Raw genomic sequence first — 20,541 nt, forward strand, 5'->3', positions numbered from 1 at the left:
CGGGGCGCTGAATCCTTACACTGCCCCGCATGGATGACCCGCATTACCTCTCCGGCCTCGACCTGGCCGGCCGTCGTGTCGTGATGATCGGTGGCGGGACGGTCGCCCAGCGCCGCCTGCCACGGTTGATCAGCGCCGGCGCGCGGGTCGAACTGGTCTCGCCGCACACCACGCCGTCGGTGAGCGCCATGGCCGACGCCGGCGAGATCGTCTGGCACGAACGCCGCTACACCGAGGGCGACCTCACCGACGCCTGGTACGCGCTGGCGTGCACGAACGATCCCGACGTCAACGCCGCCGTCTGTGCCGAGGCCGAACGCGCGCGGGTGTTCTGCGTCCGCGCCGACGACGGGGACTTCGGCAGCGCGGTCACCCCGGCTTCCGGCAGGCACGGCGGGCTCCTGGTCGGCGTGCTCTCCGGCGGTGAGCCGCTGCGTTCGGCCACCGTCCGGGACAGCGTCCTCGACGGCCTCCGGGCCGGTACCGTCGCCGACGGCAGGGTGCCGGACGCCCACGACGACCTCCCCGGCGTCGCCCTCGTGGGCGGCGGCCCCGGAGACCCGGAACTGATCACCGTCCGCGGCCGCCGTCTCCTCGCCAGGGCCGACGTCGTCGTCGCCGACCGGCTGGCCCCGCGCGAACTGCTCGACGAACTCGCGCCTCACGTCGAGATCGTCGACGCCGCGAAGATCCCGTACGGCCGCGCCGCGAGCCAGGACGTGATCAACTCCACCCTGATCGAGCGGGCCAAGGCGGGGAAGTTCGTCGTGCGGCTCAAGGGCGGCGACCCGTACCTGTTCGGCCGCGGCTTCGAAGAGGTCCTCGCCTGCGCCGAAGCGGGTATCCCGGTGACCATGGTCCCCGGTATCACGAGCGCGTTCTCCGTCCCCGCCGCGGCGGACGTCCCGGTGACCCACCGCGGCGTCGCGCACGAGGTCGTCGTGGTGTCCGGCCACGTCGCGCCGGACGACGAGAAGTCGCTGGTGGACTGGGATCAGCTGGCGAAGATGCGCGGCACGATCGTGCTGATGATGGGTGTCGAGCGGCTTCCGTTGTTCGCCAAGGCGCTCCAGGCCGGTCGGCCGGGTGACACGCCGGTGGCGATCGTCGAGGACGGCACCATGCGCACGCAGCGGGTGCTCCGCTCCACTTTGGACAAGGTGGTCGAGGACGCGGCGGCGGCCGGGGTGCGGCCGCCCGCGGTGATCGTCTTCGGCCCGGTGGCGGGGCTGGCTCAGCCCTCGTAGCGCTGGTGTCCGAGACGTAGAACCAGTCGGCCCCGTCGTCGCCGGGTGTGTCGAGGTGCTCCGCGCGGACCAGCCCGGCCCGGAGCGCCACCCGCTGCGACGCGACGTTCTCCGGCCGGACGCGGGCGATCACGAGGTCGTCCGGCCGGTGGACGCGGGCCCAGTCCACCGCCGCGGTGGCGGCCTCACCGGCGTACCCGGAACCCCAGGAAGCGGGGAACAGCCGGTAGAAGAGGTTCAGGACCGGGCGGCGCCGGAAACCGACGACCTTCACCCCGCAGAACCCCAGCGTCTCGGCCGAGTCGTGGGGCCGGATCGTCCAGTAGCCGAAGCCGTACCGGTCCCACTGGTGCGACCAGCGGAGCAACAGCAGCTCCGCGTCTTTGCGTGTCTCCAGCAGATCCGACGGGTTGTGCGCGCAGGCCTCGGGATCGGTGTGAAGGGCGAAGATCGCGTCGAGGTCGCCGGGGCCCGGACGACTCAGGCGCAGACGCCCGGTCCGCAGCTCTTCCGCGCCCACGTCCCGGGTCGGGGCCGGCTCAACGGTCATGACAGCGCGCGGAGAAGTCGGCGATGGTGTCGGTCAGGCGGGTCGGATCGAACCGCAGCTCGACCGGGCTGCGGGCCTGGACGAACTCGGCCGCCGGCATGTCCGCGGCCAGGGTGTCCGCGTCGCCGAAGGGGTGGATCGGGTCGCGTTCGTGCCCGATGACCAGCGCCGGCGTCTCGATCTTGCACCGGATCGACTTGGGCGGCGCGATCCGGCCGAAGAGCACGCCGTGCAGGAGCGCGGCCATCGGCGCGGGCTGCTGGGACAGCGTGTCGGTGACGACGTCGACCCATTGGTTGCCGTGCGGCACGAGTTTCGCCGCCAGCGCCACCCCCTGCACGGTCACCGGCAGGAACCGGGCGGCCATGAGCAGCGGCGCGAACGTGATCAGCCCGGCGACGATCGCGTTGTCCAGCACGGGCATTTCGACGACCAGGCCGAGCGCGCGTTCCGGCGCGGCGACGCCGACTTCGAGCGCGACGTTGGCACCCAGCGACGTCCCGCCGATGACGGCGGCGTCGATCTCCAGGTGGTCGAGCAGCGCGACGGTCTGCTCGGCGAACGCGGGCATCGAGTACAGCCAGGAGTCGGTGGGCCGGTCCGAATCGCCGTGTCCGAGCAGGTCGAGGGTCACCGCCCGGAAACCGGCACGGGCCAGCCGGCGGGCGAGCGGGGCGTGCATCCGCCTCGTCAGCATGATGCCGTGGGTGAGCACGACCACCCGGTCGCCGGAGCCGAACTCGGTGTAGGCGAGCCGGTGACCCTCATGGGTGAAGGATCCCGACAGCTCGATCGGCCGGGAGGATCGTTCCCGTCGCCGTCCGGGCGTCGGCGCGGGCAGGTCGGCGACCGCGGTGGCGCTGCTGGCCGGGCTCATATCCCACCGTCCTTCGTCGATCGTCGGTACTCACCGGTAGTACTCGCTGGTACCAGGAAAGCATCTCAGGCGCGGCCGGGCACAGTGGCCGTTGGCAGCCTGTCAATCACATGAGTCAAGATGACCCCATGACCGCTACAGCTGACAGTCTTCCCGATCTCGTTTCGCTCAAGGTGGAGATCGACGGGCACGTCGCCGAAGTGACGCTGCTCGGTCCGTCCAAGGGCAACGCGATGGGCCCCGATTTCTGGCGCGAGCTGCCGATCGTCTTCCGCGCGCTCGACGCGGACCCCCAGGTCAGGGCGGTCGTGCTGACCGGGAGCGGCAAGCACTTCTCCTACGGGCTCGACCTGCCCGCCATGATGCCCAGCTGGGGCGAAATGCTCGGCGGCGACGCGCTCGCGGGCCCGCGCACCAAGTTCCTCGACGAGGTCCGCACCCTCCAGGCGAGCGTGTCCTCGGTCGCGGAATGCCGCAAACCGGTCATCGCGGCCATTTCCGGCTGGTGCATCGGTGGCGGTGTCGACGTGATCGCGGCCGCGGACATCCGGCTGGCGAGCGCCGACGCGAAGTTCAGCGTGCGCGAGGTCAAGGTCGCGATCGTGGCCGACCTCGGCAGCCTCCAGCGGCTCGCGCCGATCATCGGCGAGGGGCACCTGCGCGAACTGGCCCTGACCGGTAAGGACATCGACGCCGCCCGCGCGGAGAAGATCGGCCTCGTCAACGACGTCCACGCGGATCAGGACACCCTGCTGGCCGAGGCCCGCAAGCTGGCGGCGGAGATCGCCACGAACCCGCCGCTGGTCGTACAGGGCACCAAGAACGTCCTCTCGGCCAACACCGAACGTCAGGTCGCGGACGGCCTGCGTTACGTCTCGGCCTGGAACGCGGCCTTCCTGCCCAGCAAGGACCTGGGCGAGGCCGTGCAGGCCTTCCTCGAGCGCCGCGCGCCCGAGTTCAAGGGAGAGTAGAAAGAACCGGCGGCCCAATCAGCGGACCAGGAGGACGATCGTGAGCGCTTCGGAGGCATACCGCACGTTCCGCGAGGCACGGGACTATCTGCAGGCCCATCGCGAGGACTACGAAACCGCCTATCGGGACTTCACCTGGCCCCGGCCCGCCGAGTTCAACTGGGCGCTCGACTGGTTCGACGTCGTCGCGGCCGATCCGGCCAATCAGGACCGGTACGCGCTGTGGATCGTCGAAGAGGACGGCATCGAGAACCGCTGGACCTATCCGGAGATGGCGCGGAGGTCCAATCAGGTCGCGAACTGGCTCCGCTCGCTCGGCGTGGCGAGGGGCGACCGGCTGATCCTGATGCTGGGCAACCAGGGCGAGCTGTGGCAGACGATCCTCGCCGCGATCAAACTGGGCGCCGTCATCATCCCGGCCTCGACCCTGCTCGGCCCGGCGGACCTCACCGACCGGGTCGAGCGGGGCGCGGCGAAACACGTCGTGATCCGGTCCGTCGACGCGCACAAGTTCGAGAACGTCGAGGGCGAGTACACGCGCATCGCCGTCGGTGAACCGGTCGAGGGCTGGCGGTCCTTCGTGGACGCCTACGAGGAAGCGGACACCTTCACGCCCGACGGCCCGACGGCGGCGGAAGACCCGCTCCTGCTGTACTTCACCTCGGGGACCACCGCGAAGCCGAAACTGGTGCAGCACACCCAGGTCTCGTACCCGATCGGCCATCTGTCCACAATGTACTGGATCGGCCTGGAACCGGGCGACGTCCACCTCAACATCTCCTCGCCCGGCTGGGCGAAACACGCGTGGAGCAACGTCTTCGCGCCGTGGAACGCCGAGGCGACGGTCTTCCTCTACAACTACGCGCGGTTCGACGCGGTCTCGCTGATGGCGCAGATGGAACGGTGCGGTATCACCAGTTTCTGCGCCCCGCCGACGGTGTGGCGGATGCTGATCCAAGCGGACCTGACCGTGCTGAAGACGCCGCCGGGCAAGGTGGTCGGCGCGGGCGAACCGCTCAACCCCGAAGTGATCGACCAGGTCGAAAAGGCTTGGGGCGTCACGATTCGCGACGGTTTCGGGCAGACGGAGAGCAGCGTCCAGATCGCCAACACGCCCGGACAGGACGTGGTGCCGGGGTCGATGGGCCGCCCGCTGCCGGGCTTCACCGTGGCGCTCGTGGACCCTGTGACGGGGGAGCGCGCGCAGGAGGGCGAGATCTGCCTCGACCTCGCCAAGCGGCCGGTCGGGCTGATGGCCGGATACGCCGACGACGAGGAACGCTCCGCCGCGGCGTTCGCGAACGGCTTCTACCACACCGGCGACGTCGGTTCGATCGACGAACGCGGCTACATCACCTACGTGGGCCGGACGGACGACGTCTTCAAGGCGTCGGACTACCGGATCTCGCCGTTCGAACTGGAAAGTGTCCTGCTGGAACACGAGGCGGTCGCCGAAGCGGCGGTCGTCCCGGCGCCGGACCCGATCCGGCTCGCGGTGCCGAAGGCCTACGTCGTCCTGGCGAACGGGCACGCGCCCACGGCCGACACCGCGGTGTCCATCCTGGCCTTCTGCCGGGAACATTTGGCCCCGTACAAGCGAATCCGGCGGCTGGAGTTCACCGAACTGCCGAAGACGATCTCCGGCAAGATCCGGCGCGTCGAACTGCGCGGACGCGAAAACGAAGCCGACGGCCGCCCGGCGGGGGAGTTCCGCGAAGAGGACTTCCCCCAGCTGAAGGGCTGACACAGCCCGGTCCCGAACTCCGAACTCGCGTGATTGGACTCGGAACTCGCGTGATTGAGGGCGGAACTCGCGTGATCCGGCGCGTTCCGCCTCCGATCACGCGAGTCACGGCTCCGATCACGCGAGTTCCGGGTTCGGGCCTGTGGGTCGAACGACCCACAGCGCGGTAACCGGAACCGCGTTAGCATCCTCGGCAGTGAATCGTTGACAACCCGTGGGGGTCACGGGTCTCACCTTCCCTGCTTTGAAAGGTGTTCCTGTCATGCGCATTCGTTTCCTCCTGCCGATGCTCGCCCTGGTGGCCGGGCTCGGTACCGCGGTGGCCACCCCGGCCGCCGCCGATCCAGGCCCGGTGACAGCGGGCGAAGTGTCAGTCGCCGATGCCTGCTACTCCTGGGGACGCACGTTGTCGGAAGGCGCGTCCGGTGAGGACGTCCGGCAGCTGCAGATCCGTGTGGCCGGGTACCCCGGTTACGGTGGCGTGCTCGCCCTCGACGGCCAGTTCGGCGCGGGGACCAAGGCCGCGGTCACCCGCTTCCAGCAGGCGTACGGGCTGGGCGCGGACGGCATCGCCGGTTCGGCCACGTTCTCGAAGCTCTACGCGTTGCAGGACGACGACTGCACGCCGATCAACTTCACCTACGCGGAACTGAACCGGTGCAACTCCGACTGGTCGGGCGGCAACGTCCCACCGGCGACGGCGAAGGCCAACGCGCTGGTCTCGATGTGGAAGCTGCAGGCGATGCGGCACGCCATGGGCGACCGGCCGATCGACGTCAACGGTGGTTTCCGCAGCGTCGCCTGCAACAACGCGGTCGGCGGCGCGACCAACAGCCGTCATCTCTACGGTGACGCCGTCGACCTCGGCGCCGGCTCGCAGGGCTTCTGCGGATTGGCGAAGCAGGCCCGTAACCACGGGTTCGCCGAGATCCTCGGGCCGGGCTACCCCGGCCACAACGATCACACGCACGTGGCACACCGGTCGACGCGCTTCTGGTCGGCGTCCTCCTGCGGGATCTGAGTCACTCCCAGCGCCACAGCGACGGCGGCCGTCCTCCCTTGGGGAGGGCGGCCGCGTGTTCGGTGGTACGCCGCAGACCGGGGACCCGTTCCATCGTCCGGCCGAGATTGGCCGGATAGGGGCGGTCCCCGGTCAGCGCTTCGGTGGCGTCCAGCGCCTGTGCCGTGGTGAAGATCGGTCCCAGCAGCCCGGCGGTGAAGGCGACGTCCCGCCACAGCCGTTCGGCCAGCATCGGACGGCAGTCGGCGACGATCCGGTCGTGGTCGAAGGCCAGCGGCGGGACCTCGTCCAGCGGCGCCCAGACGACGTTCCCCGGGACATCGAGCGCGGGATTCACGGTGGCCCACAACGCGATGGAGAGCGTGGGACCGCGCGGGTCACGGTTCGGCTCGTCGAAGGTGGCGAGCTGTCCCGTCGCCGAGACCGCGTCGGACGGAAGGCCGAGTTTGCCGACCACCGCCCGGCTCGCCGCCTCCCGCAGCCGTTCCCCGAGCCCCAGCAGCACCCCGGGCAGGGCGAGTTCCCCTTCGAACGGCTCGGCCGCCCGCGGCGCGATCCCCAACAGGACGTTCCTGGTGCCGGGGGCGAACCGCACCACGAGCACGTCAACGGACACCGGCGTCGAATCGATCACGCGTTGATTGTCGACCGTGCCTCCGCGACCCGGTAACCGGCCCTGTCCGGGCCGTACCCCACGACGGCCACCGGCAGCCGCGCGCCGAACCACGCCAGCGGATCCGGCAGGTCGACGGCGGGGGAGCCGTCACGGGGCACGACCTTCAGCCCGGTCGCGTCGAGATGGGTCACCGCGAGCGCGTCCACGCCGTCGCAGGCCGCGATCGCGTAGTCCAGCAGGGCCGCGTCGAGATGCCCCGCCCGCCAAGCGCCCTGGAATTCGCCGGTTTCGTTGTGCCGCTCCGGGAACCGGGCGAGTACGGCGGCGGATTCGGTCGGCAACGGTCCCGCGCCGTGCCGGGTGAGGTACGTCCGCGTCACCCCCACGACGGTGTGCGGGCGCCCGCCCAACAGGGTGCGGGCGTTGTGCGGCGTGGTCGTCGACCAGGTCGTGTGCGGATGGAACCCGTGGAACTGGTCGAGAAGAGCCCCCTGCGCTCCCTCGAACACCAGCCGCCCGGAATCCGCCAGCCGCCCCGTCTCGTCCCCGTCGGTGATCCGCACCGCGCCCGCGAAATCGCGGTACAGCGCCACCAGTTCGTCCACGCTGTGCGGCGGCGTGGCCAGCGGCGCGTAGAACCGCGCGAGCGCGTCCAGTTTGCGCCGCAACACCGACGGCCGGGCGCAGTCGGCGACCGTGGGCGCTTCCCCGGGCGTCCCGATCACCTCCTGGCTCTCCACCACGTCCCCCGGCGCGGCCCCGGGCAACAGCGAGTACCAGACGGTCTCGCCGATGCCCTTGCCACACGAACCGTGCCGGTCCACGCCACGGGCCTCCTCCCTGGCCCGGTTGGCGTGGATGTGGAACGGCGTCGTGAGCAGCGCTCGGCCGTCCACACTCAGCAGTGACAGCGGATTCCGGACGCCTTCCGCTTCGAGCCGCCGCGCTTCCGCGGCCAGCGCGAACGGCTCGACGAGCACGAACCGCGACAGATGGGTGGGCACGCCGGCGAACGTGCCCGCCCCGAACTGGCTGAAGGTGTGGTGCCGCCCGTCCACGACGACGTTGTGCGCGGCTTGCGCGCCTCCGTTGAAGCGGACCACCGCGGTGGTGGGCCGGGCGGCGCAGAGCGCGTCGACCACCGCGCCCTTGCCTTCGTCGCCGAAGCCGAGCCCGACCACCACCACGTGACCGTCCAGGAGAGTCATCGCAGCACCACGTCGCTCGGCCCGCCGGCCTCGGGCACCGCCGACGTGACGACCGATTTGGTGCCCAGCTTCGCCAGCGCCTTGCCGACCGCCTTGCTTTCGGCGACCGAACCGACGTCCGCGAGGTCGGCGAGCGCCCGGTCGACGTCGACCACCCGCTCTTCCAGCCCGATGGTGGCGGCGATCAGTTCGCACACCGCGCCCGGGTCGTCCAGCTTCAGGAAGTTCTGGCCGAGCAGCTCGCTCCAGTGCTCGCCGATCTGCGGGTCGTTGTAGTACGAAGACTGGTTCGGCAGCACGAAGTAGACGTGCCACTTGCGCGCCAGCTCCCGGTACACCGAGGCCGGGTCGATATCCTCTCGCACGTCGTCCCCGATCACCCGGCGGATGTGGCGGGCCTCCAGCGCGGGCTTGTTCAGCTCGTCGCCGATGATAAACAGATAGCCCTTGCGGCCGCGGTTCTGCCACGCGTCGGTCACCACGTGCCGCGCCATGAAGTACGCGGCCAGTTCGTAGGACTCGCTCTTCTGCCCGCCGCCACCGCCTTCGAGGAACATCGTGCGCAGCTGCTCGTCCATCCGGTTGTCCGATTCGAACTGCCCGACCTGCAACGGAACCCGGTCGCTGTCGGCGTCGCCGATCGCGCCGAACAACACCTGCGGGTCGGCCAGATAGCCCCGGCGCTTCAGCAGGCCGTGCAGCTTGCCGAGCTTGCCCTGCATGATCCGCGGCACCCGGCGCATCGAACCGGTGACGTCGAACAGCACCGCGATCGGCGTCGAATCGCTGTGGTCGGCCGAATCCCGGCATTCCCGCACGGCGTTCAGCGGGTCCAGCGCGGGCGCGACCTTCCATTCCTTCGCGGGTTTGGAACGGAGATCGGCGGTGTAGCCGAAATCGTCCTCACCCTTGGCCGCGCGGAAGGTCTTCGCGGCGGCGTAGGCGTTGTCGTCCCAGTGTCCGTGTCCCATGGTCAGGCTCCTGTCTCGGGGATGATGAACGGTCGGAAGGTGCGAGGGCCGTACAGGTCGGCGAGCAGTTCGTCGTACTCGTCGAGCAGATCGGCGGCCTCGGGTCGTTGTGCCGGGATCTCCTGGAGACACCACTTGGCGAATTCGCGCTGGCGGGTTTCGCCTGGTGCCAGTAGTTCCAGCATCATGCTGTGGAGCATGTGGACGTCGGTGGCCGCGGTCATCGGCTGTCCTTTGTGGACTTCCGGTGGATAGCGGACGGATTTGTCCGCCGCCAGCGGGAGCGCACCGTCTTCGACGGCGAACGACCAGCCGGCCACGACGATGCCGTGCTGTCCGGGATGGACGAGCACGTTGTCCGCGGTGAGATGGCCGTGGACGACGCCCGCCCGGTGCGCGCCTGCCACGGCACGCAGGAGACGACGGTGCATCCAGGCGTAGTCGCGGCCGTCGAGCCCGTGGGGGAAGGCCTTCCCGACGTCGGCGAGGGTGAGGAAGCCGTCGACGAGCGGATCGAGGACGCTGAACGCGCGATCGCCCCTCGCGACCGGCCCCGACGTGTCGAGCAGTCGCGGGTAGTAGGGGCGGAGCCACCGATGCCGTTCGGTGAAGCCGTCCAGCGCGCGCAACGCCTCCCATTCGGCGTGGATCAACGGGTTGAGCGCCGGATCGCGGACGAGTTTGACCAGATGCGGGCCGGTGGTCCGGTACGTCGTGGCGACACTGCCCACCGCGTGCGGTGCGACGAGGGTGTAGGCCGACGTCGCCGTGGTGACCGTTTGCCGCCGGGCCCGCTTCCACTCGTCGTGGAGGCGGTTGAGCATGGCGGCCGCGCGGTGGACCCGCGCGTCGCCGGGGTTGCGGTCGGGGTGGAGCACGGCCGCCAGTTCGCGGTAGCGATGGCGGGCGAACAGCGCGGCCGGGTCGGCCGCGTCCTCGACCGCCTTCATGGCGTCTTCCCTGGTGAGCATAGTTTGAGTCTAGACGACTCTTACCTCGGTCGGCAAGAGGGTGGGTACAAATCCCGTGCCGCTCCGTCGCTTTGGCGAATAGCCTGGAACGGCCGAGAAGAAGGGACTTTCTTGTCAGGTGAACCGGGGAATTCCAGGGTTCCGTTGCGAGTGCTGCTGGGCGGGATCCCGCTCGTTTTCCTGTTGTGGGTGACCGGGGGAGCCCTCGGTGACCGCGTGCGTGAACTGAACACCGGCGAGGACGTCACGGTCACCGCCGTCTCCGGATGTGTCGAGGAAGGGCCGCCGATGAGCGGCCGGTTTCCCTACTGCGAGGCCGGTTGGCGGTTCGACGACGGGCGCACCGGACAGGGGAAGGTCGACGGTGAAAGGATCGAGGAGGGCGACAGGATCTTCGCCGGTGACGGATTCGCTTACCCATCAAGGGCCAACCGGGTCTTGAGCCTGGTGATGGTCGCGTTGTGCGGCCTGGTCCTGCTGGGAATGCTGATCGGGCTCGGTGTCCTGTACCGGAAGACCCGGACCCGGCGGCGTCGCGGGAAGTGACGCCGCCGGCCGTGCTCAGTTCCGGGTGGCTTCGATCTGCCGCTCGTCCTCGGTCGAACAACTCGTCACCGGGTCGTTCGGCCCGCTGCCGCAGGTCCAGGCCCCGACCACGACCGGACCCGGACCCTGCGGTGACGTCGCTTCGGCGGGGGTCAGCTTGGCGAAGTAGTCCCTGAGCACCTGCGTCGCTTCGGCGCAGTCGGTCTTCCCTCGGACGACGACCTTGTTCTTCGCGCCTTGGTATCCGGCGACCTCTCCGCACGGCGATCCGGCGAGGGCCTGGTCGGCGGCGGGGGAGGACGGGGGCGGTGCGGCCGCGGGCGCGGGATCGGCGCCGCAGCCGCTCAGTAGGACGACGGCGAACGCGGCGGGAAGCACGGCGAGGCTCTTCATGGGCCCTTCTTCTCGGGATGGTTCATTCGACGGGGACGACGGCGGCGAACACGTTCTGCTCGCCCTTGCCGCAACTGGTACCGCCTTGGGCGGCGGGGGCGCCGGAGACGCACAGCCAGCCGTCCACGGTCTCGCTGACCGGCTCGTCCGAGCCCGCGGACTGACGGCCGGCGATCCTCTTGTGGAACGCGTCGACGATCCCGGTCGCCTCCGCGCAGGAGACACCGGGTCCGTTGAGTACCTGCAAGGTCAGCCCGCTCGCCGCGGTCACCGTTCCGCAGGAACCCTGTACCGGTTCAGCGGGTTTCGGTTTGGGGGCGGGAGTCGGGGCGGCGGACGGACTCGGCGCGGTTTGCGACGGGATCGGCGGTACCGAAACGCTGGACGCGCTCGTGGGGACCGCGGGCGATGAGACCGGCGTCGAAGTGACAGGCGGTGGCGGCGCTTCGCCCGAACAGGCGGCGAGCGATCCGGCGACGGCGCAGACCGCGAACAGGCGCCGCCACGTTCCCGTGGTCGTCGAGACGGGCAAGGCGATCCTTTCGTCGGCCGGTCGTGGCCGGCCCATTCTGACCCGGCCGGGCCCGATGCCGTGGCATTGAGCCACGTTCGGTTCGCGGGAGGCTATCGCGGCCCCGCCGCCGCGATACGCGAGGACCGCCCAATCACTGTCCACTGTGGACAATTAATATGCCGTTCACGGCGCGGCAACACCCTGCTGTCGTCGCGAACCGATCGGACGAATCCGGCGCCGAGCCGTTAACGCGCGGCCCCGTTCTGCCGAAAAGACAAGTAGCGCTCCGGCGTGTCCCAGTCCCCGTCACCGAAACCGTGAGAGCGATGAAGACCGACGAACAGACCGACCCCGCGTCACCCCAGGCCACCGCACCGGCGAGCACGGAGCTTCCCCCGACGGCCCCGTGCACCGTCGTCTGGTGTGGCGGCCGCCCGTACGTCCTGGAGAACTCGGCGGGCCACCATCGCTGGATGGGCACCGACCACCGAGGCAGGCCCGTGGCGCTGACCAGCGCGGACCTGCAACGCCGCGGCTGGACGCACACCCGGGCCAGCTGACGCGGGAGGACCTGCCGCCGCTGGCTAGGCTGAGCGGGTGAGTACGCCCCCCGAACCGAGCGTGACCAGCGAAGAGCCTTCCCTGCTGCGGCAGGCCCTGAACGTCCCCAACATGCTTTCCATCCTCCGGCTCGCCGGAGTGCCGGTCTTCCTGTGGCTGCTCCTCGGCCCGAAGGAGGACGGCTGGGCGCTCGCGCTGCTCGTGTTCAGCGCGCTCACCGACTGGCTCGACGGCAAACTGGCCCGCTGGCTCAACCAGATGTCGCGGCTCGGCCAGCTGCTCGACCCCGCCGCCGACCGGCTCTACATCCTCGCGACCCTCATCGCCTTCCTGATCCGCGACATCATCCCGTGGTGGCTGGTGGTCCCGCTGGTCGTCCGGGAGGCCGTCCTCGGCGTCTGCGTCCTGCTGCTGCGGCGCCGGGGGTTCGCCCCGCCGGAGGTCACCTACATCGGCAAGGGCGCCACCTTCGTGCTGATGTACGCCTTCCCGTTCCTGCTGCTCACCCAGGGCGGCTCCGACATCGCCGCGATCGCCCGGCCGATCGGCTACGCCTTCACGGCATGGGGTGCGGTCCTGTACGTCTATTCAGGCGTGCTGTACGTCGTCCAGACCGTTCGGGCGTTGCGCTCGGCCGCTCCCGGCGTGTCGCGGGAGGCGCCGGGCGCGTGACCCGGCGGGATGCGAAACTTCGCGCGTCGGTTTCGAGTGAGGGCATCAGAAAGGGGAGCGGCGTTGTCCACTCCAGAAGAACTGCGGTACACCGAGGAGCACGAGTGGGTCTCCGTGCGCGACGGCGGGCTCGTGCGTGTGGGCATCACGGAGTACGCCCAGGACCAGCTCGGTGACGTGGTGTTCGTCGAACTGCCCGAGGTCGGCAAGCAGGTCGGCTCGGGCGACGCGTTCGGCGAGGTCGAGTCGACCAAGAGCGTCTCGGAGCTGTTCGCCCCGCTCGACGGCGAGGTGGTCGCGGTCAACGACGCGGTGACCGAATCGCCCGAGCTGATCAACAGCGACCCGTACGGCGAAGGCTGGCTGATCGAGCTCCGTCTCGACGACGCGAGTTCGGTGGAATCCCTGCTGGAGGCCGAGGCGTACCAGGCGCTGATCAAGGAATAGCCGCAGGCCGTGGCCCTTCGGGAAGAGTAGGGGGAGCCGCGGGCCGGAGATTCGATCAGGCACGGTACGTTTGACCTCCACACGTTCTTGAGTAGTGGCAACACACATGCGTTAGGAGAGCTCAGGTGAGCACGAACGACGGGCCCGGCGTTCCCCCGGAGCAGTCTCCGGAGCGGACTTCTGTCTTCCGGGCCGACTTCCTGGCCGACGTCGAAGGCACTGAGGCTCCTCCGGCTGCCGAGGCCCCCGTCCAGGGTGTGGACGCGCTGCCCGCGGGTTCCGCGCTGCTGGTCGTCAAGCGGGGCCCGAACGCGGGTTCGCGCTTCCTGCTGGACCGCGACACCACCAGCGCGGGACGGCACCCGGACAGCGACATCTTCCTCGACGACGTCACGGTCTCCCGGCGGCACGCCGAGTTCCGCCGTGAGGGCGGCGAGTTCGTCGTCATCGACGTCGGCAGCCTCAACGGCACCTACGTCAACCGCGAGCCGGTCGACCAGGCCGTCCTCGCCGGTGGCGACGAGGTGCAGATCGGCAAGTTCCGCCTGGTCTTCCTGACCGGCCCGGGTTCCGGGGGCCAGGGGGCACGGTGACGGCGGCCGGGCGGCCTGATCGGGATGCGTCGCAGCGCGATGGGTTGAGCATCGGGGCCGTGCTGGCACAGCTGCGCGGCGACTTCCCCGATGTCACCATCTCCAAGATCCGGTTCCTCGAGGCGGAGGGTCTGGTCCAGCCGGGCCGGACCCCGTCGGGGTACCGGCAGTTCGCTCCGGCGGACGTGGAGCGGTTGCGATTCGTCCTGTCCGCCCAGCGGGATCACTACCTTCCGCTGAAGGTCATCAAGGAACAGCTGGACGCGGCGGATCGGGGCGCCGCGCCGGAAGCGGCGATGCCGAGGCTGCCGCGGAAACTCGTTTCACTCGACGCCCCCGGGGAGAACGGCGGACTGCCGTCCCCCGGGGACTTCGAGACCGATCGCGAGATCAGGCTGACCGAGGAAGATCTGCTCCGCCAGGCCGGCATCGACGCCGCCACCCTGGCTGAGCTGCGGCAATACGGTCTGGTGCGCCCAGGCGCGGCGGGGTTCTTCGACCCCGACGCGGTCCTCGTGGCGAAGACCGTGAAAGCGATGACCGAATTCGGTATAGAGCCGAGACATCTGCGTGCCTTCCGGGCCGCGGCCGACCGCGAGGTCGGCCTGCTGGAGCAGATCGTGACCCCGGTGTATCGGCATCGTGACGAGGACGCCCAGGCGAGGGGCGACGAAGTCGTCCGGGAGCTCGCCGCCTTGACCGTGGCGTTGCACACGCTCTTGGTGAAGGCCGGAATACGGGCTGTCACGGGCGGTTGAACGGTTCCAGGGGACCGGGAGCCGTTGTATGGCCACTTGTCAATGCCTGAATGTTCGGCACCCTATGCCGTACCGTGAGAGTCGGGTTTGCCACGGGCGAACCGAGAATGTCGGAGACAGCGAGCACAGCGCTCGGAAGACGGGTAGCGTCGGGACTACCGTCGCTTGGTCGTCGAGACAAGCGTTGCAGCCCGTGCGCACGAGAGGGAGGCGAAGCCCGATGAGCGAGATGCGCGTCGTCGGCGTGCGGGTGGAGCTACCCGCGAATCAGCCGATCTTGTTGCTGCGGGAAACCGAAGGCGAGCGTTACCTGCCGATCTGGATCGGCTCGGTGGAGGCCACCGCCATCGCCTTGGAGCAGCAGGGAGTCCGCCCGGCCCGTCCGCTGACCCATGACCTGCTCAAGGAGGTCATCGGCGCGCTGGGCCGCGAGCTGGAACAGGTCGTCATCACCGACCTGAAGGAAGGCACGTTCTTCGCGGAACTGGTCTTCGACGGGGACATCCGGGTTTCGGCGCGGCCGAGCGATTCGGTGGCGCTGGCGCTGCGGGTGGGTGTGCCCATCCACGCCGTCGACGCGGTGCTGGAGGAAGCGGGCCTCATCATCCCCGACGAGCAGGAGGACGAGGTCGAGAAGTTCCGCGAGTTCCTCGACTCGGTCTCGCCGGAGGACTTCCGCGGCGCGGACACCTGATCCCGAGAACTCGACGAAGGGGCGGCGCCTGATGGTGCCGCCCCTTCGTCGTATGCGTTTAGTCCTCTGAATGCGGGTCAGGCCGCGGTCGCCTTGAGGAACAGGTCGGCCAGCTCCCGGCCGTACCGCTCCAGGTCCAGCTTCGGATCCGCCGCGAACTTCGCCGCGACGCCGTCGATGGCCTGCGCGATCGACAACGCCATCACGTCCGCCGCGAAGTCACCGAAAGCACCTTCCTGCTGGCCCTGGCGCAGCTGACGTTCGAGCCGCCCGGTCCGGAACTCCTCGACGAGCGGCGCCGACATGAACCAGCCCTCGGCGTCCGAGCCGCTCGAAGCCATCTCGACCATGACCCGCACCAGTTCCGGGTACGAGCCGAGGAAGGCGATCTCCGCCTCGATGTAGCCGCGCAGCAGTCCGGCACGGTCGGTCCTGCCCTCGATGCGCTCCTCGAGGAACTTGTCCTTCATCCCGGTCGCGGTGGTGACCACGGCCTGCATCAGGCCGGCCTTGTTGGTGAAGTGGTAGGAGATGATCCGGGTGCTGGACAGCCCGGCCCGCTCCTTGATCTTCGCGAACGACGTCTTGTGGTAGCCGAAGTCGGCGATCGTCGCGATCGCGGCCCCGACGATCTGGGCCCGCCGGGCCGCCTCGGTGACCGAGAGTCCCAGCTCCGCCTGAACCTCTTGCAGGGCAGTTTGGGTGGAGGGATTTACTTGCATGAGTAAAAATTAACACGACTGAGTAAATCCGGCAAGTGTGCGGCCGAACGGGGGACTGTCCTCGACAAGCCTCAAGAAGAGCTTGAGGCCGACCGCGCGTCGCGTTGACCGGTTTGCCGGACGCGCTTACCTTCAATGAAGGTGAATCGCCAAGGTGTGATTCGGATGTCTGGGGCATTCGTCTTGACGAGGAACTCCGGTGCGGACTCCCGTGGGTCCGCGCGGCTTTGTTCGCCGGCCGCCAGGTCGGGCGAGGGGAGGCATGGCGTGGTCGAGGCTGGTAGCCCTCAAGAGCCGCTCGTTCCGGTCGCTGACGGCGAGCAGGGCGAGCTGTTCCCCGACTCTTCCCTCCCGGACGAACTCGTCGGCTACCGCGGCCCGGCCGCCTGCCAGATCGCCGGGATCACCTACCGGCAGCTCGACTACTGGGCCCGTACGAAGCTGGTCGCGCCGAGCATCCGCACGGCGCACGGTTCCGGTTCGCAGCGGCTCTACTCGTTCAAGGACATCCTCGTCCTGAAGGTGGTCAAGCGGCTGCTGGACACCGGCGTCTCCCTGCAGAACATCCGCGTCGCCGTCGACCACCTGCGCCTGCGTGGCGTCCGCGACCTCGCCAAGGTCACCCTGTTCTCGGACGGCACCACCGTCTACGAGTGCACCTCGCCCGAAGAGATCGTCGATTTACTCCAGGGCGGGCAGGGTGTCTTCGGCATCGCGGTCAGTGGCGCGATGCAGGAGATCAGCGGCACCATCCACGAGTTCCCGGCCGAACGGGCCGACGGCGGCGTGATCGAAACGGTCACGCCGGACGAGCTCACGCAGCGCCGCAACGCCCGTCGCACCGGCTGATCATGAGGCCGCGCGAGCGGCAGGGTAGGCTCACTTCCGCGGTCGACGAATCCGCGCGGGAGAGACCGAGCCGATAACCGTTGAGCTCGGCGCCGAAGGAGCAAGTCCTCCCCGGAACCTCTCAGGCACCCTGGACCGCGCGGAAGAGACGCCTCTGGAAAGTGGTTCGCCAGGTCACAGCCTGGCGGCCCCGCCGACGGTGCAAGCCCGGCTCAACACTCGGGCGAAACTCTCAGGCGCCCCCTCGGGGGTACGGACAGAGTGGGGAGGGCCAGGACAATCCGTCCCGGCCCCACCCCCGCGTCTTGGGAGGTCCCCGATGGAGCCTGTTTCACTGGCCGCTCTCGAATCCGGAACCCCCTTCGCCGACCGGCACATCGGTCCCGGCCCCGAAGAGCTCGCGCGCATCCTCGACGTCGTCGGCGTCGCCTCCCTCGAAGAGCTCGCGGAGCGGGCCGTCCCCGCGTCGCTGCGGGAGTCCGCGACCCCGCCGGATCTGCCGCCGCCCGCCACCGAGACCGGCGCACTCGCCGAACTCCGCGCACTGGCCGGGCGCAACCGGCCGATGGTCCAGATGATCGGCCTCGGCTATCACGACACCGTGACCCCGCCGGTGATCCGCCGCAACGTGCTGGAGAGCCCGGCCTGGTACACCGCGTACACGCCGTATCAGCCGGAGATCTCGCAAGGCCGCCTCGAAGCGCTGCTCAACTTCCAGACCATGGTCGCCGATCTGACCGGGCTGCCGATCGCCAACGCTTCGATGCTGGACGAGGCGACCGCCGCGGCCGAGGCGATGACACTGGTCCGCCGGGCGGGCAAGGCGAAATCGAGCCGGTTCGTGGTCGACGAGGACACCCTCCCGCAGACGGTCGAGGTGCTGCGCACCCGTGCCGAACCGCTCGGCATCGACCTGGTGACTGCGGATCTGTCCCAGGGCATCACCGGGCTCGGGCTCGGCGGCGACTTCTTCGGCGTGCTGCTGTCGTATCCGGGCGCGTCGGGGGTCGTCCGCGAATGGGACCACACCATCGCCGAGGTCAAGGCGCTCGGCGCCGCCGTGGTGATGGCCGCGGATCCGCTCGCGCTGACCCTGCTGCGGTCGCCCGGTGAACTCGGTGCCGACGTCGCGATCGGGTCGACGCAGCGGTTCGGGGTCCCGATGGGCTTCGGCGGACCGCACGCGGCGTACCTCGCCGTCCGGCAGGGTCTCGAACGGCAGTTGCCCGGACGGCTGGTCGGGGTGTCGAAGGACGCCGACGGCGCCCCCGCGTACCGGCTCGCGCTGCAGACCCGTGAACAGCACATCCGCCGCGAAAAGGCCACGAGCAACATCTGCACCGCCCAGGTGCTGCTGGCGGTCATCGCGTCGATGTACGCCGTGTACCACGGTCCCGAAGGGCTGCGCGCGATCGCGAACCGCGCACACCGGATGGCCACGGTGCTCGCGGCGGGCCTCGCCGAAAGCGGTGTCGACGTCGTGCACTGCGAATTCTTCGACACCGTCACGGTTTCGGTCCCGGGTCGCGCGGCGGGGATCGTCGGCACCGCAAGGGAACTCGGGGTCAACCTGAGGCTCGTGGACTCCGACCACGTCGCCGTCGCCTGCGACGAGACGACCACACGTGAGCATCTTTCCTTGGTGTGGAAGGCGTTCGGTGTCGCGGTGTCCGATGTGGACTCGCTCGACGCGGACACCGCGGACGGCTTCCCGCCGGATCTGCGCCGCACCAGCGACTACCTGACCCATCCGGTCTTCCACGCGCACCGTTCGGAAACGGCGCTGCTCCGGTACCTGAGGTCGTTGTCCGACAAGGACGTCGCGCTCGACCGGAGCATGATCCCGCTGGGCTCCTGCACGATGAAGCTCAACGCCACGGCCGAGATGGAGCCGATCACCTGGCCCGAGTTCGCCGGTCTGCATCCGTTCGCACCCGCCGAGGACGCGGCTGGTCTGCTCACCGTCGTGAAGGATCTGGAGCGCTGGCTCGCCGGGATCACCGGCTACGACGCGGTCTCCCTGCAGCCGAACGCCGGAAGCCAGGGCGAGTTCGCCGGACTGCTGGCCATCCGCGCGTACCACCGCGAACGCGGGAACTCCGCACGTGACGTCTGCCTGATCCCGTCCAGCGCGCACGGGACGAACGCCGCCAGCGCCGTGATGGCCGGAATGCGGGTCGTCGTCGTGAAATGCGACGACGAGGGCAACATCGACCTCGCCCATCTCAAGTCCACTGTGGACGAGCACGCGGACGACCTCGCCGCGATCATGATCACCTATCCCTCCACGCACGGCGTGTACGAGGACACCGTCCGCGAGGTCTGCGCGCTGGTGCACGACGCGGGCGGCCAGGTGTACGTCGACGGCGCGAACTTGAACGCGCTGATCGGGGTGGCGCAGTACGGCAGGTTCGGCGCGGACGTCTCGCATCTCAATCTGCACAAGACCTTCTGCATCCCGCACGGTGGCGGCGGGCCGGGGATCGGGCCGATCGGCGTCCGCGCGCACCTGGCGCCGTACCTGCCGAACCACCCGCTGCAGCCGGACGCGGGCCCGGCCACCGGAGTGGGGCCGATCAGTGCCGCGCCATGGGGGAGCGCGTCGATCCTCCCGATCTCCTGGGCCTACGTCCGGATGATGGGCGCTGAAGGCCTGAAGCGGGCGACGTTGACCGCGGTCGCGAACGCCAACTACGTCGCCAAGCGTCTCGCCGCGCACTATCCGGTGCTGTACTCCGGTCACGACGGCCTGGTCGCGCACGAATGCATCCTCGATCTCCGCGCGCTCACCAAACGGACCGGCGTCACCGTCGACGACGTCGCCAAGCGGCTGGCCGACTACGGGCTGCACGCGCCGACGATGTCCTTCCCAGTGGCGGGAACGCTCATGGTCGAGCCCACCGAGAGCGAGGATCTCGGTGAACTCGACCGGTTCTGCGACGCGATGATCGCGATCCGCGGCGAGATCGAGAAGGTCGCCGCGGGGGAGTGGCCGGTGGAGGGAAGCCCGCTGCGGAACGCGCCGCATACCGCGCGCTGTCTCGCGGGGGAGTGGGATCGCCCGTACAGCAGGGAGATCGCGGTCTTCCCGGCCGGCTTCACCGCGTCGAAGATCTGGCCCCCGGTGCGGCGGATCGACGGGGCCGCGGGGGACCGCAACCTCGTCTGCTCCTGTCCGCCGCCGGAGGCCTTCGCCTGATCGTCAGCCGGGCATCTTGTCGAGAAAGCCCAGCACCTGCTTGATCCGGCCGTCCTCGACGGTGATGACGTCGAAACCGATCGCCAGCGGTTCCTCGGCGCCTTCCGGGCCGAGGTACCACTGGAACCGCGCGATGTCGTGATGCGCGTCGGGCGCCGCAGGCAGGCTGAACTTCAGGCCCGCGAACTGGGCCTGCGCGCCGGCGATGAAGCCGTCGACACCGTCGTGGCCGGTCACGGCGCCGAGCGGGTCGGTGTAGGCGGCGTCCTCGGTGAACACTTCGGTGATGAGCGCGCGGCGCTTGTCCGCGTCGGTCTCGTTCCACACGGCGATGTACTGCTCGGCGACGCGCTGGATGTCCGACATGGTGTCTCCTCATTTTCGTTGGGGTCACTGCGTTGTGGGGTAACCGATGCC

General features: G+C 69.4%; 23 protein-coding genes, 1 pseudogene and 1 riboswitch. Of the genes and pseudogenes, 14 read left to right on the top strand and 10 right to left on the bottom strand.

Annotated features, from left to right (window positions below):
- Window positions 1-29 precede the first annotated feature (29 nt).
- Window positions 30-1,247: a uroporphyrinogen-III C-methyltransferase gene (cobA, locus tag AMK34_RS03090; protein ID WP_073842785.1), complete on the top strand. Its 1,218-nt coding sequence runs from the start codon at window positions 30-32 to the stop codon at window positions 1,245-1,247.
- A gap of 82 nt (window positions 1,248-1,329) precedes the next feature.
- Here the strand turns inward: cobA and AMK34_RS03095 are convergent.
- A pseudogene (locus tag AMK34_RS03095) lies at window positions 1,330-1,797 on the bottom strand (GNAT family N-acetyltransferase); the annotation flags it as partial.
- Window positions 1,787-2,674 (bottom strand): alpha/beta fold hydrolase, encoded by an 888-nt coding sequence (locus AMK34_RS03100; RefSeq protein ID WP_073842787.1) that lies wholly within the window; start codon window positions 2,672-2,674, stop codon window positions 1,787-1,789. The pseudogene AMK34_RS03095 and the gene AMK34_RS03100, both read right to left, overlap by 11 nt.
- Window positions 2,675-2,802: 128 nt before the next feature.
- Here AMK34_RS03100 and AMK34_RS03105 point away from each other — a divergent pair, with 128 nt between their 5' ends.
- From AMK34_RS03105 to AMK34_RS03115, 3 genes are all read left to right on the top strand, one after another.
- Window positions 2,803-3,645 carry a crotonase/enoyl-CoA hydratase family protein gene (locus AMK34_RS03105; protein ID WP_038514086.1) on the top strand — a complete coding sequence of 281 codons (843 nt, stop codon included), beginning with the start codon at window positions 2,803-2,805 and terminating at the stop codon, window positions 3,643-3,645.
- Between the two features lie 40 nt (window positions 3,646-3,685).
- The gene (locus AMK34_RS03110; protein ID WP_073842788.1) at window positions 3,686-5,389 is read left to right on the top strand and encodes an AMP-binding protein; all 1,704 of its coding nucleotides are present in this window, start codon (window positions 3,686-3,688) and stop codon (window positions 5,387-5,389) included.
- Window positions 5,390-5,651: 262 nt separating this feature from the next.
- Entirely contained in the window at window positions 5,652-6,410 is a 759-nt protein-coding gene (locus AMK34_RS03115) for a D-Ala-D-Ala carboxypeptidase family metallohydrolase (protein ID WP_073842789.1), read from the top strand.
- A gap of 1 nt (window position 6,411) precedes the next feature.
- Here AMK34_RS03115 and AMK34_RS03120 read toward each other — a convergent pair whose 3' ends face one another.
- Genes AMK34_RS03120 through AMK34_RS03135 form a run of 4 tightly spaced genes read right to left on the bottom strand, consistent with a single transcriptional unit; the run spans window position 6,412 to window position 10,176 of the window.
- Window positions 6,412-7,044 (bottom strand): NUDIX hydrolase, encoded by a 633-nt coding sequence (locus AMK34_RS03120; protein ID WP_073842790.1) that lies wholly within the window; start codon window positions 7,042-7,044, stop codon window positions 6,412-6,414.
- Window positions 7,041-8,234 carry an adenylosuccinate synthetase gene (locus AMK34_RS03125; protein ID WP_073842791.1) on the bottom strand — a complete coding sequence of 398 codons (1,194 nt, stop codon included), beginning with the start codon at window positions 8,232-8,234 and terminating at the stop codon, window positions 7,041-7,043. Before AMK34_RS03125 ends, AMK34_RS03120 begins: the two co-directional genes overlap by 4 nt.
- Entirely contained in the window at window positions 8,231-9,205 is a 975-nt protein-coding gene (locus AMK34_RS03130; protein WP_037337299.1) for a hypothetical protein, read from the bottom strand. Before AMK34_RS03130 ends, AMK34_RS03125 begins: the two co-directional genes overlap by 4 nt.
- A gap of 2 nt (window positions 9,206-9,207) precedes the next feature.
- Window positions 9,208-10,176 carry an adenylate cyclase gene (locus AMK34_RS03135; RefSeq protein ID WP_073842793.1) on the bottom strand — a complete coding sequence of 323 codons (969 nt, stop codon included), beginning with the start codon at window positions 10,174-10,176 and terminating at the stop codon, window positions 9,208-9,210.
- 111 nt (window positions 10,177-10,287) lie between these two features.
- Between AMK34_RS03135 and AMK34_RS03140 the strand changes: the two genes are divergently transcribed.
- Entirely contained in the window at window positions 10,288-10,722 is a 435-nt protein-coding gene (locus tag AMK34_RS03140) for a hypothetical protein (protein WP_241832670.1), read from the top strand.
- Window positions 10,723-10,737: 15 nt separating this feature from the next.
- Here AMK34_RS03140 and AMK34_RS03145 read toward each other — a convergent pair whose 3' ends face one another.
- A complete protein-coding gene (locus tag AMK34_RS03145; RefSeq protein ID WP_073842797.1) occupies window positions 10,738-11,115 on the bottom strand; it encodes a hypothetical protein in 378 nt (125 codons plus the stop codon).
- Window positions 11,116-11,137: 22 nt separating this feature from the next.
- Entirely contained in the window at window positions 11,138-11,386 is a 249-nt protein-coding gene (locus AMK34_RS03150; RefSeq protein WP_073842798.1) for a hypothetical protein, read from the bottom strand.
- 40 nt (window positions 11,387-11,426) lie between these two features.
- Between AMK34_RS03150 and AMK34_RS03155 the strand changes: the two genes are divergently transcribed.
- The 7 genes from AMK34_RS03155 to AMK34_RS03185 all read left to right on the top strand — a co-directional run bounded on the left by AMK34_RS03155 (window position 11,427) and on the right by AMK34_RS03185 (window position 15,354).
- Window positions 11,427-11,717, top strand: a complete 291-nt coding sequence (locus AMK34_RS03155; protein ID WP_241832671.1) for a hypothetical protein — start codon at window positions 11,427-11,429, stop codon at window positions 11,715-11,717.
- A gap of 238 nt (window positions 11,718-11,955) precedes the next feature.
- The gene (locus tag AMK34_RS03160; RefSeq protein WP_016334075.1) at window positions 11,956-12,189 is read left to right on the top strand and encodes a hypothetical protein; all 234 of its coding nucleotides are present in this window, start codon (window positions 11,956-11,958) and stop codon (window positions 12,187-12,189) included.
- Window positions 12,190-12,226: 37 nt separating this feature from the next.
- Window positions 12,227-12,862 carry a CDP-alcohol phosphatidyltransferase family protein gene (locus AMK34_RS03165; RefSeq protein ID WP_051972526.1) on the top strand — a complete coding sequence of 212 codons (636 nt, stop codon included), beginning with the start codon at window positions 12,227-12,229 and terminating at the stop codon, window positions 12,860-12,862.
- A gap of 63 nt (window positions 12,863-12,925) precedes the next feature.
- Window positions 12,926-13,309 carry a glycine cleavage system protein GcvH gene (gene gcvH / locus AMK34_RS03170; protein ID WP_005150021.1) on the top strand — a complete coding sequence of 128 codons (384 nt, stop codon included), beginning with the start codon at window positions 12,926-12,928 and terminating at the stop codon, window positions 13,307-13,309.
- 125 nt (window positions 13,310-13,434) lie between these two features.
- A complete protein-coding gene (garA, locus tag AMK34_RS03175) occupies window positions 13,435-13,902 on the top strand; it encodes a glycogen accumulation regulator GarA (protein ID WP_016334077.1) in 468 nt (155 codons plus the stop codon).
- Complete coding sequence (ftsR, locus tag AMK34_RS03180) at window positions 13,899-14,660, top strand: transcriptional regulator FtsR (RefSeq protein ID WP_038514056.1); 762 nt, start codon at window positions 13,899-13,901, stop codon at window positions 14,658-14,660. Before garA ends, ftsR begins: the two co-directional genes overlap by 4 nt.
- 220 nt (window positions 14,661-14,880) lie before the next feature.
- A complete protein-coding gene (locus AMK34_RS03185) occupies window positions 14,881-15,354 on the top strand; it encodes a bifunctional nuclease family protein (RefSeq protein WP_005150031.1) in 474 nt (157 codons plus the stop codon).
- A gap of 77 nt (window positions 15,355-15,431) precedes the next feature.
- On the opposite strand, the gene AMK34_RS03190 is transcribed toward AMK34_RS03185, so the two are convergent.
- Window positions 15,432-16,076 (bottom strand): TetR/AcrR family transcriptional regulator, encoded by a 645-nt coding sequence (locus AMK34_RS03190; protein ID WP_051972525.1) that lies wholly within the window; start codon window positions 16,074-16,076, stop codon window positions 15,432-15,434.
- A gap of 267 nt (window positions 16,077-16,343) precedes the next feature.
- Here AMK34_RS03190 and AMK34_RS03195 point away from each other — a divergent pair, with 267 nt between their 5' ends.
- Both AMK34_RS03195 and gcvP read left to right on the top strand, forming a co-directional pair.
- The gene (locus AMK34_RS03195) at window positions 16,344-16,925 is read left to right on the top strand and encodes a MerR family transcriptional regulator (protein ID WP_005150040.1); all 582 of its coding nucleotides are present in this window, start codon (window positions 16,344-16,346) and stop codon (window positions 16,923-16,925) included.
- 46 nt (window positions 16,926-16,971) lie between these two features.
- Window positions 16,972-17,073, top strand: a riboswitch (glycine riboswitch).
- 171 nt (window positions 17,074-17,244) lie between these two features.
- Window positions 17,245-20,124 carry an aminomethyl-transferring glycine dehydrogenase gene (gcvP, locus tag AMK34_RS03200; protein ID WP_073842800.1) on the top strand — a complete coding sequence of 960 codons (2,880 nt, stop codon included), beginning with the start codon at window positions 17,245-17,247 and terminating at the stop codon, window positions 20,122-20,124.
- A 3-nt stretch (window positions 20,125-20,127) separates the two neighbouring features.
- On the opposite strand, the gene AMK34_RS03205 is transcribed toward gcvP, so the two are convergent.
- Window positions 20,128-20,490, bottom strand: coding sequence for a nuclear transport factor 2 family protein (locus AMK34_RS03205; protein WP_038514050.1), 363 nt, complete (start codon window positions 20,488-20,490; stop codon window positions 20,128-20,130).
- Window positions 20,491-20,541: the final 51 nt, after the last annotated feature.

It is taken from the genome of Amycolatopsis sp. CB00013, assembly GCF_001905755.1.
Classification (GTDB): Bacteria; Actinomycetota; Actinomycetes; order Mycobacteriales; family Pseudonocardiaceae; genus Amycolatopsis; species Amycolatopsis japonica.

Bases quoted from the DNA above. Each gene is read 5' to 3' on its own strand.
- AMK34_RS03190 (WP_051972525.1), bottom strand. From the start codon at position 16,076: ATGCAAGTAAATCCCTCCACCCAAACTGCCCTGCAAGAGGTTCAGGCG.
- AMK34_RS03185 (WP_005150031.1), top strand. From the start codon at position 14,881: ATGAGCGAGATGCGCGTCGTCGGCGTGCGGGTGGAGCTACCCGCGAAT.
- gcvP (WP_073842800.1), top strand. From the start codon at position 17,245: ATGGAGCCTGTTTCACTGGCCGCTCTCGAATCCGGAACCCCCTTCGCC.
- AMK34_RS03130 (WP_037337299.1), bottom strand. From the start codon at position 9,205: ATGGGACACGGACACTGGGACGACAACGCCTACGCCGCCGCGAAGACC.
- AMK34_RS03160 (WP_016334075.1), top strand. From the start codon at position 11,956: ATGAAGACCGACGAACAGACCGACCCCGCGTCACCCCAGGCCACCGCA.
- AMK34_RS03205 (WP_038514050.1), bottom strand. From the start codon at position 20,490: ATGTCGGACATCCAGCGCGTCGCCGAGCAGTACATCGCCGTGTGGAAC.
- AMK34_RS03105 (WP_038514086.1), top strand. From the start codon at position 2,803: ATGACCGCTACAGCTGACAGTCTTCCCGATCTCGTTTCGCTCAAGGTG.
- AMK34_RS03115 (WP_073842789.1), top strand. From the start codon at position 5,652: ATGCGCATTCGTTTCCTCCTGCCGATGCTCGCCCTGGTGGCCGGGCTC.
- cobA (WP_073842785.1), top strand. From the start codon at position 30: ATGGATGACCCGCATTACCTCTCCGGCCTCGACCTGGCCGGCCGTCGT.
- AMK34_RS03100 (WP_073842787.1), bottom strand. From the start codon at position 2,674: ATGAGCCCGGCCAGCAGCGCCACCGCGGTCGCCGACCTGCCCGCGCCG.
- AMK34_RS03125 (WP_073842791.1), bottom strand. From the start codon at position 8,234: ATGACTCTCCTGGACGGTCACGTGGTGGTGGTCGGGCTCGGCTTCGGC.
- AMK34_RS03145 (WP_073842797.1), bottom strand. From the start codon at position 11,115: ATGAAGAGCCTCGCCGTGCTTCCCGCCGCGTTCGCCGTCGTCCTACTG.
- AMK34_RS03135 (WP_073842793.1), bottom strand. From the start codon at position 10,176: ATGCTCACCAGGGAAGACGCCATGAAGGCGGTCGAGGACGCGGCCGAC.